At 71.4% G+C, this 16,389-nt stretch carries 16 protein-coding genes, 2 tRNA genes and 1 riboswitch; of the genes, 6 read left to right on the top strand and 12 right to left on the bottom strand.

Annotated features, from left to right (window positions below; translation table 11 throughout):
• Window positions 1–6: 6 nt before the first annotated feature.
• On the bottom strand, window positions 7–888 hold the full coding sequence (locus Z164_RS0108915) for a crotonase/enoyl-CoA hydratase family protein (RefSeq protein ID WP_024890361.1): 882 nt from the start codon (window positions 886–888) through the stop codon (window positions 7–9).
• A 178-nt stretch (window positions 889–1,066) separates the two neighbouring features.
• The gene (locus tag Z164_RS0108910) at window positions 1,067–2,755 is read right to left on the bottom strand and encodes a long-chain fatty acid--CoA ligase (protein WP_024890360.1); all 1,689 of its coding nucleotides are present in this window, start codon (window positions 2,753–2,755) and stop codon (window positions 1,067–1,069) included.
• Between the two features lie 154 nt (window positions 2,756–2,909).
• Here Z164_RS0108910 and Z164_RS0108905 point away from each other — a divergent pair, with 154 nt between their 5' ends.
• Window positions 2,910–3,353 (top strand): DUF4440 domain-containing protein, encoded by a 444-nt coding sequence (locus Z164_RS0108905; RefSeq protein ID WP_024890359.1) that lies wholly within the window; start codon window positions 2,910–2,912, stop codon window positions 3,351–3,353.
• 22 nt (window positions 3,354–3,375) lie between these two features.
• Here Z164_RS0108905 and Z164_RS0108900 read toward each other — a convergent pair whose 3' ends face one another.
• The 3 genes from Z164_RS0108900 to Z164_RS0108890 form a co-directional block, all read right to left on the bottom strand.
• On the bottom strand, window positions 3,376–3,966 hold the full coding sequence (locus Z164_RS0108900) for a manganese efflux pump MntP (RefSeq protein ID WP_024890358.1): 591 nt from the start codon (window positions 3,964–3,966) through the stop codon (window positions 3,376–3,378).
• A gap of 86 nt (window positions 3,967–4,052) precedes the next feature.
• A riboswitch (yybP-ykoY riboswitch) is annotated at window positions 4,053–4,146 on the bottom strand.
• 36 nt (window positions 4,147–4,182) lie between these two features.
• Window positions 4,183–4,758 (bottom strand): YiiX/YebB-like N1pC/P60 family cysteine hydrolase, encoded by a 576-nt coding sequence (locus tag Z164_RS0108895; protein ID WP_024890357.1) that lies wholly within the window; start codon window positions 4,756–4,758, stop codon window positions 4,183–4,185.
• Window positions 4,755–5,156 (bottom strand): DUF4878 domain-containing protein, encoded by a 402-nt coding sequence (locus tag Z164_RS0108890; RefSeq protein WP_024890356.1) that lies wholly within the window; start codon window positions 5,154–5,156, stop codon window positions 4,755–4,757. Before Z164_RS0108890 ends, Z164_RS0108895 begins: the two co-directional genes overlap by 4 nt.
• Before the next feature lie 138 nt (window positions 5,157–5,294).
• On the opposite strand from Z164_RS0108890, the gene Z164_RS0108885 reads away from it, so the two are divergent.
• Both Z164_RS0108885 and tadA read left to right on the top strand, forming a co-directional pair.
• Entirely contained in the window at window positions 5,295–5,816 is a 522-nt protein-coding gene (locus Z164_RS0108885) for a hypothetical protein (RefSeq protein WP_024890355.1), read from the top strand.
• A 35-nt stretch (window positions 5,817–5,851) separates the two neighbouring features.
• Entirely contained in the window at window positions 5,852–6,346 is a 495-nt protein-coding gene (tadA, locus tag Z164_RS0108880; protein WP_024890354.1) for a tRNA adenosine(34) deaminase TadA, read from the top strand.
• A 9-nt stretch (window positions 6,347–6,355) separates the two neighbouring features.
• Here the strand turns inward: tadA and Z164_RS0108875 are convergent, their stop codons facing one another.
• On the bottom strand, window positions 6,356–6,847 hold the full coding sequence (locus tag Z164_RS0108875; RefSeq protein ID WP_024890353.1) for a DUF2721 domain-containing protein: 492 nt from the start codon (window positions 6,845–6,847) through the stop codon (window positions 6,356–6,358).
• A 91-nt stretch (window positions 6,848–6,938) separates the two neighbouring features.
• Here Z164_RS0108875 and orn point away from each other — a divergent pair, with 91 nt between their 5' ends.
• Window positions 6,939–7,505: an oligoribonuclease gene (gene orn, locus Z164_RS0108870; RefSeq protein WP_024890352.1), complete on the top strand. Its 567-nt coding sequence runs from the start codon at window positions 6,939–6,941 to the stop codon at window positions 7,503–7,505.
• Between the two features lie 261 nt (window positions 7,506–7,766).
• Here orn and ppsA read toward each other — a convergent pair whose 3' ends face one another.
• Window positions 7,767–10,142, bottom strand: coding sequence for a phosphoenolpyruvate synthase (gene ppsA, locus Z164_RS0108865; protein ID WP_024890351.1), 2,376 nt, complete (start codon window positions 10,140–10,142; stop codon window positions 7,767–7,769).
• 101 nt (window positions 10,143–10,243) lie between these two features.
• Between ppsA and ppsR the strand changes: the two genes are divergently transcribed.
• Together ppsR and Z164_RS0108855 are read left to right on the top strand one after the other, a co-directional pair.
• Complete coding sequence (gene ppsR, locus Z164_RS0108860; protein WP_024890350.1) at window positions 10,244–11,083, top strand: posphoenolpyruvate synthetase regulatory kinase/phosphorylase PpsR; 840 nt, start codon at window positions 10,244–10,246, stop codon at window positions 11,081–11,083.
• Between the two features lie 98 nt (window positions 11,084–11,181).
• The gene (locus Z164_RS0108855) at window positions 11,182–11,670 is read left to right on the top strand and encodes a DUF1249 domain-containing protein (protein WP_024890349.1); all 489 of its coding nucleotides are present in this window, start codon (window positions 11,182–11,184) and stop codon (window positions 11,668–11,670) included.
• A 30-nt stretch (window positions 11,671–11,700) separates the two neighbouring features.
• Here Z164_RS0108855 and Z164_RS20255 read toward each other — a convergent pair whose 3' ends face one another.
• From Z164_RS20255 to Z164_RS0108830, 5 genes are all read right to left on the bottom strand, one after another.
• Window positions 11,701–12,369, bottom strand: a complete 669-nt coding sequence (locus Z164_RS20255) for an SAM-dependent methyltransferase (RefSeq protein ID WP_024890348.1) — start codon at window positions 12,367–12,369, stop codon at window positions 11,701–11,703.
• Complete coding sequence (locus Z164_RS0108845; protein WP_024890347.1) at window positions 12,366–13,733, bottom strand: APC family permease; 1,368 nt, start codon at window positions 13,731–13,733, stop codon at window positions 12,366–12,368. The genes Z164_RS20255 and Z164_RS0108845 overlap by 4 nt, the downstream gene beginning before the upstream one ends.
• 210 nt (window positions 13,734–13,943) lie before the next feature.
• Window positions 13,944–14,019: transfer RNA gene (locus tag Z164_RS0108840), tRNA-Glu, on the bottom strand.
• Window positions 14,020–14,065: 46 nt separating this feature from the next.
• A tRNA-Ala gene (locus Z164_RS0108835) sits at window positions 14,066–14,141 on the bottom strand.
• Window positions 14,142–14,230: 89 nt separating this feature from the next.
• The gene (locus tag Z164_RS0108830) at window positions 14,231–16,348 is read right to left on the bottom strand and encodes a copper-transporting P-type ATPase (protein WP_024890346.1); all 2,118 of its coding nucleotides are present in this window, start codon (window positions 16,346–16,348) and stop codon (window positions 14,231–14,233) included.
• Window positions 16,349–16,389: the final 41 nt, after the last annotated feature.

Here is a 16,389-nt window from a genome sequence, read left to right as displayed (position 1 = left end):
GTCGCCTCAGGTGCCGGCGCGGGCCCTGGTCGCCTCGACGCGCCGGGTCTGCGCGCGGACGATGCGGTCCATCGTGCGCAGCGACCGATCGCCCAGCGCCAGCGCGGTATCGACCCAGATCTCGGCGATCCGCATCAGCTCCTCGTAGCTGACCGGCTGCGCCACCGCGCGCACGCTGTTGAGCGCGATGTGCGCGAACGCGGCGCGCTGCTGCTTGCGCACCAGTTCTTCGACCGTGGCGATCCCCTGGCCGCGGGGCACCAGCACGTCGACGATGCCCATGGCGTGCAGTTCCTGGCTGCTGTAGATGCGGCCGTCCAGGATGATCTGCTCGGCGAGCTTGGCCGAGACGCGCTTGCACAGGAAGGAGTACGCGCCCATGCCCGGGAACAGGCCGAACAGCACCTCGGGCAGGCCCATGCCGACGTCTTCCTCGGCCACGATGGTCTGGCAGGAGAGCGCGAGCTCGAAGCCGCCGCCGAGCGCGTCGCCCTGCACCAGGGCGATGGTGCGCACGTCGCCGCCGAGACCGTTGTTGATGTGGTGCACGCCTTCCACGCACTTGCGGGCGTAGTCGAGCAGGCTCTGGCGATCGGCGCTGCGGATCAGGCGGGAAAACAGCTCCAGATCGCCTCCGAGATTGAAGGCGTCGCTGTCGGACGCCAGCACGACGTGGCGCAAGCGCCCCGGCACGCGCTGGCCTTCGCGCAGCGTGATCGCGCTGAGGAAGCCCCACATGTCGGCCATCAGCGCCGGCCGGAAGCAGGGGCGCTCGCCGGGCTGCAATCCTGCATGCATGAACATCCAGTGCACGGTATCGGAAGCGTCCGATTCGATTCGGAGGGTGGAGTAGGTACGCGGGCGGTGAAGCTTCTCGACGTTGTTCATGGGTTGTTCTCGGCTGGGTGCCGCCCTGGAGACGGACCGCAGGCGGGGGCGGGCCGCGCTGCCCGCACGATGCTACACCTGGCGCAAGAGCCGACCGCGTCGGCCGCGAAAGCGCGCAACGGCCACGAAAAAGGCCCCGCGCGCGGGGCCTTTTTCCGACTCGGCGAAGCCGCGGCGGTCAACCGGGAGACGACGCCCGGGCCTCTTCCTTCAGCTCGCGGCGCAGGATCTTGCCGACGTTGGTCTTGGGCAGTTCCTTGCGGAACTCCACGTGGCGAGGCTGCTTGTAGCCGGTGAGGTTCTCGCGCGCATAGGCCTTGACCTGGGCCTCGGTGAGCGAGGGATCCTTCTTGACGATGAACACCTTCACCACTTCGCCGGACTTCTCGTCGGGCACGCCGACCGCGGCGACCTCGAGCACCCCGGGCATCATCGCGATGACGTCCTCGACCTCGTTGGGGTACACGTTGAAGCCGGACACCAGGATCATGTCCTTCTTGCGGTCGACGACGTAGAAGAAGCCCTGCTCGTCCATCCTGGCCATGTCGCCGGTGTGCAGCCAGCCCTCGGCGTCGATCGCCTTGGCGGTCTCCTCGGGCCTCTGCCAGTAGCCGGGCATGACTTGCGGTCCCTTGATGCAGAGTTCGCCGACCTCGCCCACGGGCAGCATGCGGCCGTCCTCGCTCTTGATGCAGGCGTCGGTGGAGGGGATCGGCAAGCCGATCGAGCCGTTGTACTCGGCCAGGGTCATCGGGTTGATGCAGGCCGCCGGCGAGGTCTCGGTCAGGCCGTACGCCTCGATCAGGGTGCAGCCGGTGACCTGCTTCCAGCGCTCGGCCACCGCCCGCTGCACGGCCATGCCGCCGCCCAGGGTCAGGCGCAGCGAGGAGAAGTCCACCCGGTCGAAGCCGGGCGTGTTGAGCAGGCCGTTGAACAGCGTGTTGACGCCGGTGATCGCGGTGAAGCGCTCGCGATTGAGCTCCTTGACGAAGCCGGGCATGTCGCGCGGGTTGGTGATCAGCAGGTTCTTGCCGCCGAGCTTCATGAAGACCAGGCCGTTGGCCGTCAACGCGAAGATGTGATAGAGCGGCAGCGCGGTGACGATGGTTTCCTCGCCCGGCCTGACGACCTGGCCGATCCAGGCCGAGGCCTGCTGCATGTTCGCCACCAGGTTGCGGTGGGTCAGGATCGCGCCCTTGGCCACGCCGGTGGTGCCGCCGGTGTACTGCAGGAAGGCGATGTCCTGGGCGTCGATGGCGACTTCCGGCAGCGGGTGCCGGCGGCCGGCGGCGAGCGCGTCGCGGAAGCGCACCGCGCCCGGGATGTCGTAGTCGGGCACCATCTTCTTCACGTGCTTGAGCACGAAGTTCACGATGGGGCCCTTGGGGAAGCCCAGCAGGTCGCCGAGCCCGGTGGTGATCACGTGGCGGATGGCGGTGTCGGGCAGCGCCTTCTGCACGGTGTGGGCGAAGTTGTCCAGCACCAGGATCGCGGTCGTGCCGGAGTCGGCCATCTGGTGCTTGAACTCGCGCACCGTGTACATCGGGTTGACATTCACCACCACCAGCCCGGCGCGCAGGATGCCGAAGGTGGCGATCGGGTACTGCAGGCAGTTGGGCATCATGATCGCCACGCGATCGCCCTTCTTGAGCTTCAGCTCGCCGAGCAGATAGGCGGCGAACTGGCGGCTGGCCTCGTCGAGCTCGGCATAGGTGATCGCCTTGCCCATGTTGGAGAACGCGGCGCGGTCGCGGAACTTCTCGATCGCGCCCTGCAGCACGGCGGGGATCGAGGGAAACTCGTCGACGTCGATCTCGGCGGGTACGCCGGCAGGGTACTGCGCCAGCCAGGGCCGGTCGTGGCTCATGCGGAATCTCTCCCTTCTGTCTGCGCTCGCGCGCGCCCTCTCACGTGGACGGGATCGTCGCACAGCTCCCGGGGGCTGGCAAAGCGTGCGCGCGCCGGATGGCGCCGATATGCTGCGAATGCACCGCGAACGGGTCGCGAACGGAGAGACGACGTTGCAACGCACCATCCGACGCCGCGCCGCCGTGATTCTGGCGGCTTGCGCGCTGCTGGCGGCCTGCGCGCGCACGCCGCCCGAGCAGGCGCTGCGGCGGACCCTGGACGCGATGCAGGAGGCGGCGACCGCGCGCGACGCCGCCGCGTTCTCGGCGTACCTGGCCGACGACTTCGTCGGACCGGGCGGCATGGACCGCGACGCCGCGCGGCGCACCGCGGCCCTGTACTTCCTGCAGCACGCCCGCATCGGGCTGGAGACCGGGCCGTTGACGATCGAGATGGGGCAGGGGCACGCGACGGTACGCTTCGCCGCCGCCGCGACCGGCGGCAGCGGGCGCCTGCTGCCCGACCGCGCGCAGGTGTACCAGGTCCGCAGCGGCTGGCGGCTGGAAGGCGACGAGTGGCGCCTGACCAGCGCCGAGTGGACGCCGACGCTGCGCTGATCCGGCGCCCGCGCCGGGGTCGTCAGCCGGCCGCGCCGTAGACGTGTTCATAGACGATGGTGGCGCCGATCAGGATCAGGATCGCGCCGCCGACGATCTCTGCCCGCTTGCCGACGATCGTGCCGAGCACGCGGCCCAGCATCACGCCCGCGGTCACCATCGCCAGCGTGCACAGGCCGATGATCGTCGCCACCACGGCGATGTTGACGTCGAGGAAGGCCAGGCCGACGCCGACCGCCAGCGCGTCGATGCTGGTGGCGAAGCCGGTCGCGGCCAGCGTCCAGAAACCGTGCCGGCGCCCCGGCGAGGCCGGATCGGCCTCGGCCTCGTGTTCGTCGGCGCCGGCGAGGCCGGCGTGGATCATGCGACCGCCCAGCAGCACCAGCAGGCCGAAGGCGATCCAGTGGTCGAAGGCATCGACCAGCGGCAGCGCGCTGCGGCCGAGCCACCAGCCGATGACCGGGGTCAGCGCTTCGATGACGCCGAAGATGAGACCGGCGCGCAGCGCATCGCGCAGGCGCGGCTTGCGCATCGCCGCGCCCTTGCCGATGGCGGCCGCGAAGGCGTCCGTCGACATCGCGATGCCGATGAGCAGGATGGAGAATGGGTGCATGGGGGAGGGATCGGCGGCCGGGCGGACGCAGGCGCGGCCACGGACACGCCCGACCGCTCGTGCATCCGCGAACCGCTGGTCTCGCCAACCCGGACTGGTTGCCCGCGCCACGGCCAGGACAGGCCGAGCATGTTGACGCGGGCGCTTCCGAGAGCCGGAAGCAGGCTACTCCCCAAGGGGACGCGCATGGTAGCACAGCGGCCGCGTACCGCGGCCTCAGCGCAGCGGCAGGCGGCGCAGCCGGGGCGACGCCATCAGCTCGCCCGGCAGCAGGTAATCGCCCTGCATCAGCGGCAACGCCAGGCGCACGAAGCGCACGTCGAGATCGACGCCGGCAGCCCGCCACGCGTCCCAGACCAGCGCGGTGCAGTAGGTGCCGGACGGGTCCGCCAGCCGGAAGCGGCGGCCGACGCGCTCGCGCGCATGCGCCAGCGCGCGGGCGCGCTGCTCCTCATCGGCGCGCACCGCGTAGACGACGTGGCGCCGGGCGCGCTGCGGGTCGAGGAAGAACGCGAGCGGATCGATCACCACCCCGTCCGGCCGTCCCGGGACTTCGGACGGCGTGGCGTGCAGGACCTGCCAGCGGCCCGGGCCGCCCAGCAGCATGCCGACGTGGCTGTAGCCCGACCGGTCCACGGCGATCACCGCGGCGCTGACCGCCTCGGTGCCCTCGCGGAAGATCAGGTCGCCGGCCCGCGCGCCGGGCGGCAGCGGGTCCGCCGCGGCAAGCGCGGCTAGCGGCGCGAGCAGCAGCGCCGCCAGCCACGCCCCGAGGCGGCGCGTCGCGCTCACCGCAGGACGATCTTCCAGTCGCCGTCCTCGCGGACCAGCCGGTGGGTCTCGCTCGTATCCTTGCCGTTGCCGAAGACCAGGCGGGTACGCACGCGCGCGGTGTCGCCGGCCTCGTCGATCTCGGACTCGACCACCTCGATCGCGTCCAGGCCGTCGTTGGCCTCGACCCGGCTCTGCATCTCGCCGACGATCATCTGCACCTTGCCCTTGGCCTGCACCATCTGGTTGGCCGGGACATCGGCGAAGGAGATCTGCGCGGTGGCGCGCTCGACGTCGCCCTTGGCGGCGGCACGGTAGAACGCCTCCACCGTCGCCTCCGGCTTGGAAGACGAACAGGCGGACAGGCCCAGCGCCAGGCACGCCAGGAACAGGAAGGAAAGAACACGGAAGGCGCGCATGGCCGGCTCCGAAGAGGTGGGAAGGTCGGAACATCGTACTCCCCCGCGAGGTCCCTGCCGGCCGCCTGCGGGGACGTGTCCGCGCCTTCATGCCGGCGCCGCCAGAATCGCCGCGAGGCATCTGCGCGAGGCACGCCCATGCGATCTCCCGACATCCTTCGGCTCGAACCCGGCAGCGGGCGCATGACCCATCCGCGCCTGCCGGTGGTGATCCATCGCCGCGTCCTGGCCGGCGCCGGGCGCGAGGGCACGGCTTCGGCGTTCGAGCGCCTGTTCGCCGCCAACGCCTGGCCGCCGCGGTGGCGCGACGGCATCTTCGGCTACCACCACTACCATTCCACTGCCCACGAGGCCCTGGGCGTGGCCGGCGGCGAGGCGCGCGTGCAGCTCGGCGGGCCGGGCGGCGAAATCGTGGCGCTGCGCGCGGGCGACGTGCTCGTGCTGCCCGCCGGCACCGGTCACCGGCGCGTGCGGGCCTCGCCGGATTTCCTGGTCGTGGGCGCCTACCCGCGGGGCCAGGACTACGACCTGCGCACGCAGCCGCCCACGCCGGCGATCCTGGCCCGCATCGAAGCGGTGCCGATGCCGGCGGCGGATCCGGCGCACGGCGGGGCGGGGCCCTTGCCGGGCGCCTGGGAGGCGGGCGAGGGCACGGGCTAGAATGGCCGCATGAGCCTGTCTTTCGCCGTGCGCGCTTGATCCCGCCTCCGGAACCTGCCGACGACGACGAACGCTGGATGCGCCATGCGCTGGCGCTGGCCGAACGCGCCGAGCGCGAGGACGACGAGATCCCGGTCGGCGCGGTGCTGGTGTCGGCCGCGGGCGAGGTGCTGGGCGAGGGCTGGAACCGCAACATCGGCGAGTCCGATCCCAGCGCGCATGCCGAGATCGTGGCCTTGCGCGCGGCCGGGCGGCGCCTGGGCAACCACCGCCTGCTCGGCACCACGCTCTACGTCACCCTGGAGCCCTGCGCCATGTGCGCGATGGCGGTGGTGCACGCGCGGGTGGCGCGGCTGGTCTACGGCGCGGCCGATCCCAAGACCGGCGCGGCCGGCAGCGTGTTCGACCTGCTGCTGGATCCGCGCCACAACCACCGCGTGGCGGTTTCCGGCGGCGTGCTGGCGCACGAGGCAGGCACGCGGCTGAGCAACTATTTCCGCCGCAAGCGCGGCCGCGCGCCGCTGCCGTAGGCGGCCGCTCTACCGATCCGCCTGCCGCGCCCGGTTCCTGCGGTTGGCCTTGACGTAGGCGTCGTCCATCTCGTGGTTGACCGCGGCCACGGCGTGCGAGGCCTCGCTGGCGAGCAGCACACTGGCGGCCAGCATCGACAGCACGCCGAACACCGCCAGCACCGTGGGCAGCTGGGCCACGCGGTGGCCGAGGAAGGAATCGCCGGCCACGCTCAGGCTGGTGCCCACGAAGCAGCTGATCGCCACGTACAGCAGCTGGCTGGCGCGCAGGATCATCCGGCTGCGCGTGCGCTGCAGGCGGATGCGCTGCTCGATGATCGCGCGGTCTTCGGCGTCCTCGCTTTCCTCCAGCTCGCGCAGCAGCGCGCGGCTGCGGTCGATGACCCGGGCCAGGCGCGCGTTGGCCGAGGTCAGCAGGCCGGCGGTGGCGGTCAGGAAAAACGCGGGCGCCAGCATCGCGGTGAGGATGGCGTAGTGGTTCGGCTCGGTCGTCAGGGGCATCGGGCGGGCGCGGCGCGGGCGTATGGCGGGAAAGGGCTGCGATATCATGCGCCGTCGCGTCCGCCGGTGCGAACGCACGGATCCCGAGGAGATGTCAGTGGAGCACGAGGGCGAAGGCCGGCTGGTCTGGATCGACCTGGAAATGACGGGGCTGGACACCGACCGCGACTCGATCCTGGAGATCGCCACGGTGGTGACCGATTCGCAGCTCCGGGTGCTGGCCGAAGGCCCCGAATTCGCGATCGCCCATCCGCTCGACGCGCTGGAAGCGATGGATGAGTGGAACCGCAACCAGCACGGCCGCTCCGGCCTGTGGCGCCGGGTGCTGGAGGAAGGCGTGCCGATGGCCGAGGCGCAGGCGCGCACGCTGGCCTTCCTGCGCGAATGGGTGCCGCCGCGGGCCTCGCCGATGTGCGGCAACTCGATCTGCCAGGACCGGCGTTTCCTGCACCGGCAGATGCCGGAGCTGGAGCGCTACTTCCACTATCGCAACCTCGACGTCAGCACCCTGAAGGAACTGGCGCGGCGCTGGGCGCCGGCCGTGCTGCAGGGCGTGCGCAAGCAGTCGGCGCATACCGCGCTCAGCGACGTGCGCGATTCCATCGAGGAACTGCGGCACTACCGCCGGCACCTGGCGGACTTCGCCATCGCCGACTGAGCGGGACCTGCGGGCAGCCGGCGCGAAGGCGCCTTCCCCGCAAGCGGGAGCATCCTGTTTTTGCCTTCCCCCGCAAGCGGGGGGGCATCTTGTTTTTCCTGCTCGCGGGAGAAGGGACGACATGCACCCGCTCGCGGGAGAAGGGACGACATGCACCCGCTCGCGGGAGAAGGAACGACGTGCCGTACAGGCCAAGAAGCGGCGCGGAAATGGACCGCTCGGCGAGGCGCGCAGCCCGGACGGCTTCCGCCGCCCGCGCTCCTAGCCGCGGGCCTTGAGCTTGGCCAGGCGCAGCCAGGTGTCGACGACGGTGTCCGGGTTGAGCGAGACCGACTCGATGCCTTCCTGCATCAGCCACTCGGCCAGATCCGGATGGTCGCTGGGGCCCTGGCCGCAGATGCCGACGTACTTGCCCCGGGCGCGCGCGGCCTGGATCGCCATCGAGAGCATCTTCTTGACCGCCGGATCGCGCTCGTCGAACAGGTGCGCCACCACCGAGGAATCGCGGTCCAGGCCCAGGGTCAGCTGGGTCATGTCGTTGGAGCCGATCGAGAAGCCGTCGAAGATGTCGAGGAACTCGTCGGCCATCAGCGCGTTGGACGGGACCTCGCACATCATGATGATCTTCAGGCCGTCCTCGCCCTGGCGCAGGCCGTTGGCGGCCAGCACCTCGACCACCTTGCGGCCTTCGTCGAGGGTGCGCACGAACGGGATCATCACCCAGAGGTTGTCCAGGCCCATCTCGTTGCGGACCTTCAGCACCGCGCGGCACTCCAGCGCGAACGCGTCGGCGAAGGAGGGATCGACGTAGCGGCTGGCGCCGCGGAAGCCGATCATCGGGTTCTCCTCCTCCGGCTCGTAGCGCTGGCCGCCGATGAGGTTGGCGTACTCGTTCGACTTGAAGTCCGACAGCCGCACGATGACCGGGTTCGGCGCGACCGAGGCGGTGAGGGTGGCGATGCCCTCGGCGAGACGATCGACGTAGAACGACACCGGATCGGCGTAGCCGGCGGTGCGCGCGTCGATGGCCTTCTTCGTGGCCGCGTCCTGCTGGTCGTATTCGAGCAGCGCCTTCGGGTGCACACCGATGTGGCTGGCGATGATCATCTCCAGCCGCGCCAGCCCGATGCCGGCGTTGGGCAGCTGGCCGAAATCGAACGCGCGCTCCGGGTTGGCGACGTTCATCATGATCTTGAGCGGCGCCTCGGGCATCGAGGACAGGTCGGTGGTGGTGCGCTCGAACGGCAGCCGCCCCTCGTAGATGAAGCCGGTATCGCCCTCGGCGCAGCTGACGGTGACCTCCGCGCCGTCCTCGATCGCCTCCAGCGCGTTGCCGGTGCCGACCACCGCCGGCACGCCCAGCTCGCGGGCGATGATCGCCGCGTGGCAGGTCCGCCCGCCGCGGTTGGTCACGATCGCCGCCGAGCGCTTCATCACCGGCTCCCAGTCGGGGTCGGTCATGTCCGCGACCAGCACGTCGCCGGGCTGGACCTTGCTCATGTCGTCGAGCGAGCGCACCACGCGCGCCACGCCGGAGCCGATCTTCTGGCCGATCGCGCGGCCCTCGGCGATCACCTTGCCGCGCTGCTCCAGCGCGTAGCGCTCGATCTGGGTGGCCTTGCCGCGCGACTTCACCGTCTCCGGGCGCGCCTGCACGATGAACAGCTTGCCGCTGACGCCGTCCTTCGCCCACTCGATGTCCATCGGCCGGCCGTAGTGCTTCTCGATGACGAGCGCCTGCCGGGCCAGCTCGTGGACGTCCTCGTCGGAGACCGAGAAGCGGCCGCGCAGCTCGGCGGGGGTGTCCTCGTTGCGCACGCGCTCGCCGGGCTGGTCGGAATACACCATGCGGATCTGCTTGGCGCCCAGCGAGCGGCGCAGGATCGCCGGCTTGCCCTGCTCGAGGGTGGGCTTGTAGACGTAGAACTCGTCGGGGTTGACCGCGCCCTGCACGACGTTCTCGCCCAGGCCGTAGCTGGCGGTCACGAACACCACGTCGCGGAAGCCGGACTCGGTGTCGAGGGTGAACAGCACGCCCGAGGCGCCGACGTCGGAACGCACCATCAGCTGCACGCCGGCCGACAGGAACACGTCCTCGTGCTTGAAGCCGTGGTGCACGCGGTAGGCGATGGCGCGGTCGTTGTAGAGGCTGGCGAAGACCTCCTTGACCTTGCGCGCCACGTCGTCGGCGCCGACGACGTTGAGGAAGGTCTCCTGCTGGCCGGCGAAGGAGGCGTCGGGCAGGTCCTCGGCGGTGGCCGATGAGCGCACCGCCACCGCCACGTCGCCGCCGCCGTTCTCCTCGCAGAGGCGGGCGTAGGCATTGCGGATGTCGCGCTCGAGCTCGGGGTGCAGCGGCGCCTCGACCACCCAGCCGCGGATCTCGCGGCCGGCGGCGGTCAGCGCACCGACGTCCTCGACGTCCAGGGCGGCCAGGCGGTCGAAGATGCGCTGGTGCAGGTCGTTGTGGGCGATGAATGCCTTGAACGCGTCGGCGGTGGTGGCGAAGCCGCCCGGCACGGACACGCCCAGCTGGGCCAGGTTGCCGATCATCTCGCCGAGCGAGGAGTTCTTGCCGCCGACCTGGGCGAGGTCGTCGAGTCGCAGATCGTGCAGCCAGAGGATGTTGGCGCTCAAAGGGGGGCTCTCCTGGAGGAAAACGGGAACATGCGGCCCGCAGGGCGCGTCCCGGCGGAAGCGGCTATTTTAGCGTTCCCGATGCCAGCGCGCCGAACCGCATGTCCCAGGTCCCCGACCACGCCCCCGTCCGCCCGGTCTTCTACGTCTCCGACGGCACCGGGATCACCGCCGAGACCATCGGCCACAGCCTGCTGACCCAGTTCGTCGGCTTCCGCTTCGTCACCGACCGCATCCCGTTCGTCGACACGCCCGAGAAGGCCCGCGAGGCGGTCGCCGAGATCGTGCGCGCCGGCGAGGTGCACGGCCATCGCCCGATCGTGGTCAGTTCCTGCGTGGACCCGGCGCTGAACGGGGTGCTGGCGCAGAGCGGGGCGCTCATCCTCGACGTCTTCGCGCCCTTCATCGCGCCGATGGAGGGCGAGCTCGGCGTCTCCCGGCAGTCGCGGATCGGCCAGGCCCACGGCATGGTCGATTTCGACACCTACCACCGGCGCATCAACGCGATGAACTTCGCGCTGGCCCACGACGACGGCATGGCGGTGAACTACGACGAGGCGGACGTGATCCTGGTGGCGGTCTCGCGCGCGGGCAAGACCCCGACCTGCGTCTACCTGGCGCTGCATTACGGCGTGCGCGCGGCCAACTACCCGCTGACCGAGGAAGACCTGGAATCCGACCGCCTGCCGCCGCGCCTGCGCCCGTACCGCCGCAAGCTGTTCGGGTTGACCATCGACCCGCAGCGCCTGCACCAGATCCGGCAGGAACGGCGCCCGAACTCGCGCTACGCCGAGCTGGAGACCTGCCGGCGGGAGGTCGCGGCCGCCGAAACGCTGCTGCGGATGGAAGGCATCCCCATGCTCAGCACCACCAACGCCTCGATCGAGGAGATCTCCAGCCGCATCCTGGAAGACCTCGGGATCAACCGCGTGATGTTCTGAGCGACGCGGGCGCGTTCCGGATCGATCCTGAACCCCGTGGCCGCCGCGCGCCGGCGCCGAGGCTGCCCCGGGCTGCGGGCAACGTGTAGGATCGGGACATGTCGCAGGTCCCGTCCCCCGCCACGCGCATCCCCAGGATCGGCCGCTTCGGCTGGCTGATGGGGCTGTACGCGGAGAACCACGCGCGCCTGGTCGCGTTGTTCGATCCCGGCCACCTGGCGGTGGGCGGCTACGTGTCCTCGGTCGGAGACGGCCTCGACGTGCGCCTCGACGTCCTCGACCAGCACCGCTACACGACCGAGCTGCGCCTGTCCTACGCCATGACCGATCCCGTGACCGGCGAGCCCGACCCGTCGGCCTACCTGCGCCTGTACCGCGACGCGCGGCAGGTGGAAGCGACCCACTGCTACGTGGGCCGGCGCTGGCAGGACGTGATCGGCATGTTCCCGCCGCCGGCGGAAGTGGTGGGCCACCGCATGCGCATGAACACCTTCCTGGGCAAATGGCTGCAGTACCTCGGCGAGCGCGGCCACGGCGTGGCCACGCTGGCGCCGGGCGCCGAGGCCGCGCGCCTGGCCGAGGCGTAGGCGCGCGGTCGGCGCGGGGCGCCGGGGCGTTCAGCGCTCCGGCACCGTCCACAGGTAGATCGTGCTGTCGCCGACCTGCTGGGTCTGCTCCGGCTCCCACTCGTTGGCCATGTCGAACGCGTGGCTGACGATGCGGGTGCCCGGGCGCAGCTCGCTCAGCAGCTTCGGCCGCAGCTTCACGTTGAGGCTCTGCAGCAGGTACAGGGTGACCACCGTGGCCTCGCTGATGTCGGCCTCGAACAGGTCTTCCTCGCGGAAGCTCACCAGGTCCGTCACCCCGGCGCGCTGCGCGTTGGCGTTGGCCTCGCGGATGCGCACCGGGTTGATGTCGATGCCGACCGCGCGAATGCCGAACTCGCGCGCGGCGGTGACCGGAATGCGGCCGTCGCCCGAGCCGAGGTCGTAGAGGACGTCGTGCTCGTTCACCCGCGCGAGCTTCAGCATGGCATCCACCACCGGCTGCGGTGTGGGGACGTAGATCACGTCCGGCTCGCGCGCCGGCTTGGGCAGCTCCTCCTCGGCGTAGGGCGAACGCGGCTCGGTGGCCGCGGAAACCGCCGGCATCGCCTGCGCGTCGGCCTCCGCCTGCGGCTCTTCCGCCTGCTGGACCGGCTTGTAGGCATTGATCGCGTCCTCGGCGCAGGACGCAAGCAGGGGCACGCACAGCAGCAGGCAGGCGAACGTCTTCGGAAATCTCATGGCGAGGACTCCTTTCGTTGGCTCGGTACGGGTCGCAGGAACAGCAGCAGCATCGCGCCGAGCGCCAGGACCGCGATGCCGAACAGGGCGCCGATGCCGGTGTAGACCAGGCTCGAGTACAGCAGATAGGCGCTGGTGGCGCAGAACAGCAGGGGCAGGGCGGGGTAGAGCGGCACCCGGAACGGGCGCGGACGCGCCGGATCGCGCCGGCGCAGGACGAACAGCGAGACGCCGACCAGCAGGAAGAACAGCCAGAACACCGGCGCGGTGTACTCGACCGCGGTGCGGAATCCGTCCATCGCGTTCGCCGCCACCGCGACCAGCGCCAGCGACAGTCCGCCCTGGGCCAGCATCGCCGCGCGCGGCGTGCCGCGGGCCTGGTCCCAGCGGCCGATGAAACCCAGCGCGGGATAGTCGCGGCCCACCGCGTAGACGCTGCGCGCGCCGGTGATCATGGTGGCGTTGGCCGAGGTCAGCGCCGCGGCGACCACGATCGCGCTCATCAGCGCCGAGCCGGTGGGGCCGAACACCGCGCGCATGGCGTCGGCGGCCACCGCCTCCGAGGCGGCCATGCCGCCCAGCCCCAGCACGCGCAGGAAGGCCAGGTTGACCAGCACGTACAGCGCGGCGATCGCGATCAGGCTCAGCACCAGGATGCGCGGCATCAGCCGCCGCGCATCGCGCACCTCGGCGGTGATGTAGACCGCCTCGTTCCAGCCGCCGTAGGTCAGCAGCACGAAGACCAGCACCAGGCCCAGCGCGCCCTCGCCGCCGGCGCCGGTGCCGGGCAGGGCCGCGCCGTCCGGGGCGAACAGCAGGCCGGCGACGATGATCAGGCACACCCCGGCCACCTCGATCGCGGTCAGCGCGTTCTGCACCGCGGTGCCCTGGCGCACGCCGAGCCAGTTGACCAGCGTCAGCACCGCGACGATCGCGGCCGCGTAGAGCGACGACGACGCCGGGCCCAGCGCGAACAGCTGGGTCAGGTAGTCGCCGGCCACGTAGGCCATCAGCACGATCGAGCCGGTCTGGATGACGGTCAGCCGCGCCCACGCGTACAGGAACGCCGGCCGCACGCCGTAGGCGCGGCGCAGGTAGCTGTAGTCGCCGCCCGACTGCGGATAGGCGGTGGCGAGCTCGGCATAGCACAGCGCCCCCACCACCGACAGCGCGCCGCCGACCGCCCAGGCCAGCAGCATCATGAAACCGCTGGACGAGGCGCCGGCGACCAGCGAAGGCGTGCGGAAGATGCCGGCGCCCACGACGATGCCGATGGTGATCGCGAACGCCGCGGCGGGATGGAGGATGGGACGCGGCTCTAGGGCCTCGGCGTCGATCGTGGCGCGGGCGACTCGAGAATCCATGAGGCTCCGGTGATCGCGGGGCGATGCGCCGGAACGCACCGCGCAGGTCCGCGTCCGATTGGAGCAGGGGGCGCATTCGCGCAACGTGAACGCAGGGCAACGCCCAGGCCCCGGGCGGCGCGACTCGAACGTTTCCATCGCCTGCGCTCCAGCCGCGCCCGAAACGAAAAACGCCCGCGAGAGCGGGCGTTCGTCGTGCGTCCTGGTGCGTGGCGTCCCCACGGGGATTCGAACCCCGGTCGCCACCGTGAAAGGGTGGTGTCCTAGGCCTCTAGACGATGGGGACGCGGTTCGCGAAGCGGACACCGCACCGGCCTTTGGTGCGGAAACCGTGGTGGAGCCAGGCGGGATCGAACCGCCGACCTCCTGCATGCCATGCAGGCGCTCTCCCAGCTGAGCTATGGCCCCAATGTGTCGGGAGCGCGAGATTGTAATGACGCCTTCGGGAGAGCGCAACCGCTTTTTTCGCGCGATGCGCTCCGCGCGCGAACGCCCGCTCAGGCCGCGCGCGCGGGCGGCTCCGGCCGCTGCGCCGCGCGGTCCTTCGCGCCCAGGCGCAGCGCGTTGCCGATCACCGACACCGAGCTCAGGCTCATCGCCAGCGCTGCCGCCATCGGGCTGAGCAGCAGGCCGGTGGCGGGGTAGAGCACGCCCGCGGCCAGCGGCACGCCGAGCGCGTTGTAGACCAGCGCGAAGCCGAGGTTCTGCTTCATGTTGCGCACCGCCTCGGTGGCGATGCGGCGCGCGCGCAGCAGGCCGCGCAGGTCGCCGCCGACCAGCGTCACCTGCGCGCTGGAGATCGCCACGTCGGTCCCGGTGCCCATGGCGATGCCGACATCGGCCGCCGCCAGCGCCGGCGCGTCGTTGATGCCGTCGCCGGCCATCGCCACGCGCCGGCCCTGCGCCTGCAGCGCGCGCACGATGCCGACCTTGTCCTCGGGCCGGACCTCGCCGTGGACCTCGTCGATGCCGAGGCCCGCGGCGACGCTGCGCGCGGTGGTCTCGCCGTCGCCGGAGGCCATCACCACGCGCAGCCCGGAGGCGCGCAGGCCCTGCAGGGTCTGCGCGGCGCCGGCGCGCAGCGGATCGGCCAGCACCACCATGCCCGCGGCGCGCCCGTCGACGCCCACCAGCACCACGCTGCCGCCTTCGCCGCGCGCGGCCTCCGCCGCAGCGTCCAGCGCCTGCGTGGCGATGCCGGCCTGGGCCATCAGCGCGCGGTTGCCGAGCACCACGTCGCGTCCGTCCACGCGCCCGCGCACGCCGATCCCGGTGGAAGACTCGAACTCCTCGGCATGCGCGAGCGCCAGCCCGCGGCGACGCGCCTCGGCCACGATCGCCTCGGCGAGCGGATGCTCGCTGGCCTGGTCCAGGCTCGCCGCCAGGCGCAGCACGTCGTCCTCGCTCGCGCCTTCGGCCGCGATCACCTCGCGCACCGCCGGCCGGCCCTCGGTCAGCGTGCCGGTCTTGTCCACGACCAGCACGTCGGCGCGGGGCAGGGCCTCGATCGCCTCGGCGTCGCGGAACAGCACGCCGGAGCGGGCGGCGCGGCCGGTGGCGACCATGATCGACATCGGCGTGGCCAGGCCGAGCGCGCAGGGGCAGGCGATGATGAGCACCGAGACCGCGGCCAGCAGGCCGTGGGTCCACGACGGCGGCGGGCCGAACCAGCCCCAGGCGAAGAAGGTCGCCACCGCGGTCAGCAGCACGCCGATCACGAACCAGCGCGCCACGCGGTCGGCCAGCCGCTGCATCGGCGCGCGCGAACGCTGCGCCTGCGCGACCAGTTGCACGATCTGCGCCAGCACCGTGCGCGAACCCACCTGGTCGGCGCGCATCAGCAGCGCGCCGGTGCCGTTCTGGGTGCCGCCGACCACGCGTTCGCCCGGCGTCTTCGGCACCGGCACCGGCTCGCCGGTGAGCATGGATTCGTCCACGTTCGAGCGGCCTTCCAGCACCTCGCCGTCCACCGGCACGCGTTCGCCGGGGCGCACCCGCAGGCGGTCGCCGACGTGGACGTGAGCGAGCGGCACGTCCTCCTCGCCGCCGTCCTCGCGCACCCGCCGCGCGGTCTTCGGCGCCAGCGCCAGCAGCGATTTCAGCGCCGCCGACGTGCGGCCCCGCGCACGCAGTTCCATCAACTGGCCGAGCAGGGTCAGCGACACGATCACCGCCGCGGCCTCGAAGTACACGCCGACCCGCCCGTGCTCGTGGAAGGCGGCCGGGAACGCCTGCGGCGCCACCGTGGCCACCACGCTGTAGGCGAAGGCCATCGAGACGCCGATGCCGATCAGCGTCCACATGTTGGGCGTCAGCGTGCGGATCGAGCGCACGCAGCGCGCCAGGAACGGCCAGCCCGCCCACAGCACCACCGGCGCCGAGAGCGCCAGCTCGACCCAACTGCGGGCCGCCGGCGCCAGCCCCGGCGCGACCCGGTGCCCGAACATCGCCAGCACGAACACCGCCGCGGTCAGCGGCAGCGTCCAGCGGAAGCGGCGACCGAAGTCGATCAGCTCCGGATCGTCCTCGTCCTCCAGCGACGGCATCTCCGGTTCCAGCGCCATGCCGCAGATCGGGCAGATCCCGGGGCCGGCCTGGCGGATCTCCGGGTGCATCGGACACAGATAGACCGCACCTTCGACCGGTGCCGCCGGCA

This window comes from Luteimonas huabeiensis HB2 (assembly GCF_000559025.1).
Lineage (GTDB): Bacteria > Pseudomonadota > Gammaproteobacteria > Xanthomonadales > Xanthomonadaceae > Luteimonas > Luteimonas huabeiensis.
The sequence above is the reverse complement of the archived record's forward strand: the minus strand, read 5'-3'. Positions and strand labels throughout refer to the sequence as shown.

Coding starts and splice junctions, on each gene's coding strand:
- Z164_RS0108915 (WP_024890361.1), bottom strand. CDS start 888: ATGAACAACGTCGAGAAGCTTCACCGCCCGCGTACCTACTCCACCCTC.
- Z164_RS0108910 (WP_024890360.1), bottom strand. CDS start 2,755: ATGAGCCACGACCGGCCCTGGCTGGCGCAGTACCCTGCCGGCGTACCC.
- Z164_RS0108900 (WP_024890358.1), bottom strand. CDS start 3,966: ATGCACCCATTCTCCATCCTGCTCATCGGCATCGCGATGTCGACGGAC.
- Z164_RS0108890 (WP_024890356.1), bottom strand. CDS start 5,156: ATGCGCGCCTTCCGTGTTCTTTCCTTCCTGTTCCTGGCGTGCCTGGCG.
- Z164_RS0108885 (WP_024890355.1), top strand. CDS start 5,295: ATGCGATCTCCCGACATCCTTCGGCTCGAACCCGGCAGCGGGCGCATG.
- Z164_RS0108875 (WP_024890353.1), bottom strand. CDS start 6,847: ATGCCCCTGACGACCGAGCCGAACCACTACGCCATCCTCACCGCGATG.
- orn (WP_024890352.1), top strand. CDS start 6,939: ATGTCAGTGGAGCACGAGGGCGAAGGCCGGCTGGTCTGGATCGACCTG.
- ppsR (WP_024890350.1), top strand. CDS start 10,244: ATGTCCCAGGTCCCCGACCACGCCCCCGTCCGCCCGGTCTTCTACGTC.
- Z164_RS0108855 (WP_024890349.1), top strand. CDS start 11,182: ATGTCGCAGGTCCCGTCCCCCGCCACGCGCATCCCCAGGATCGGCCGC.
- Z164_RS20255 (WP_024890348.1), bottom strand. CDS start 12,369: ATGAGATTTCCGAAGACGTTCGCCTGCCTGCTGCTGTGCGTGCCCCTG.
- Z164_RS0108845 (WP_024890347.1), bottom strand. CDS start 13,733: ATGGATTCTCGAGTCGCCCGCGCCACGATCGACGCCGAGGCCCTAGAG.
- Z164_RS0108830 (WP_024890346.1), bottom strand. CDS start 16,348: ATGCACCCGGAGATCCGCCAGGCCGGCCCCGGGATCTGCCCGATCTGC.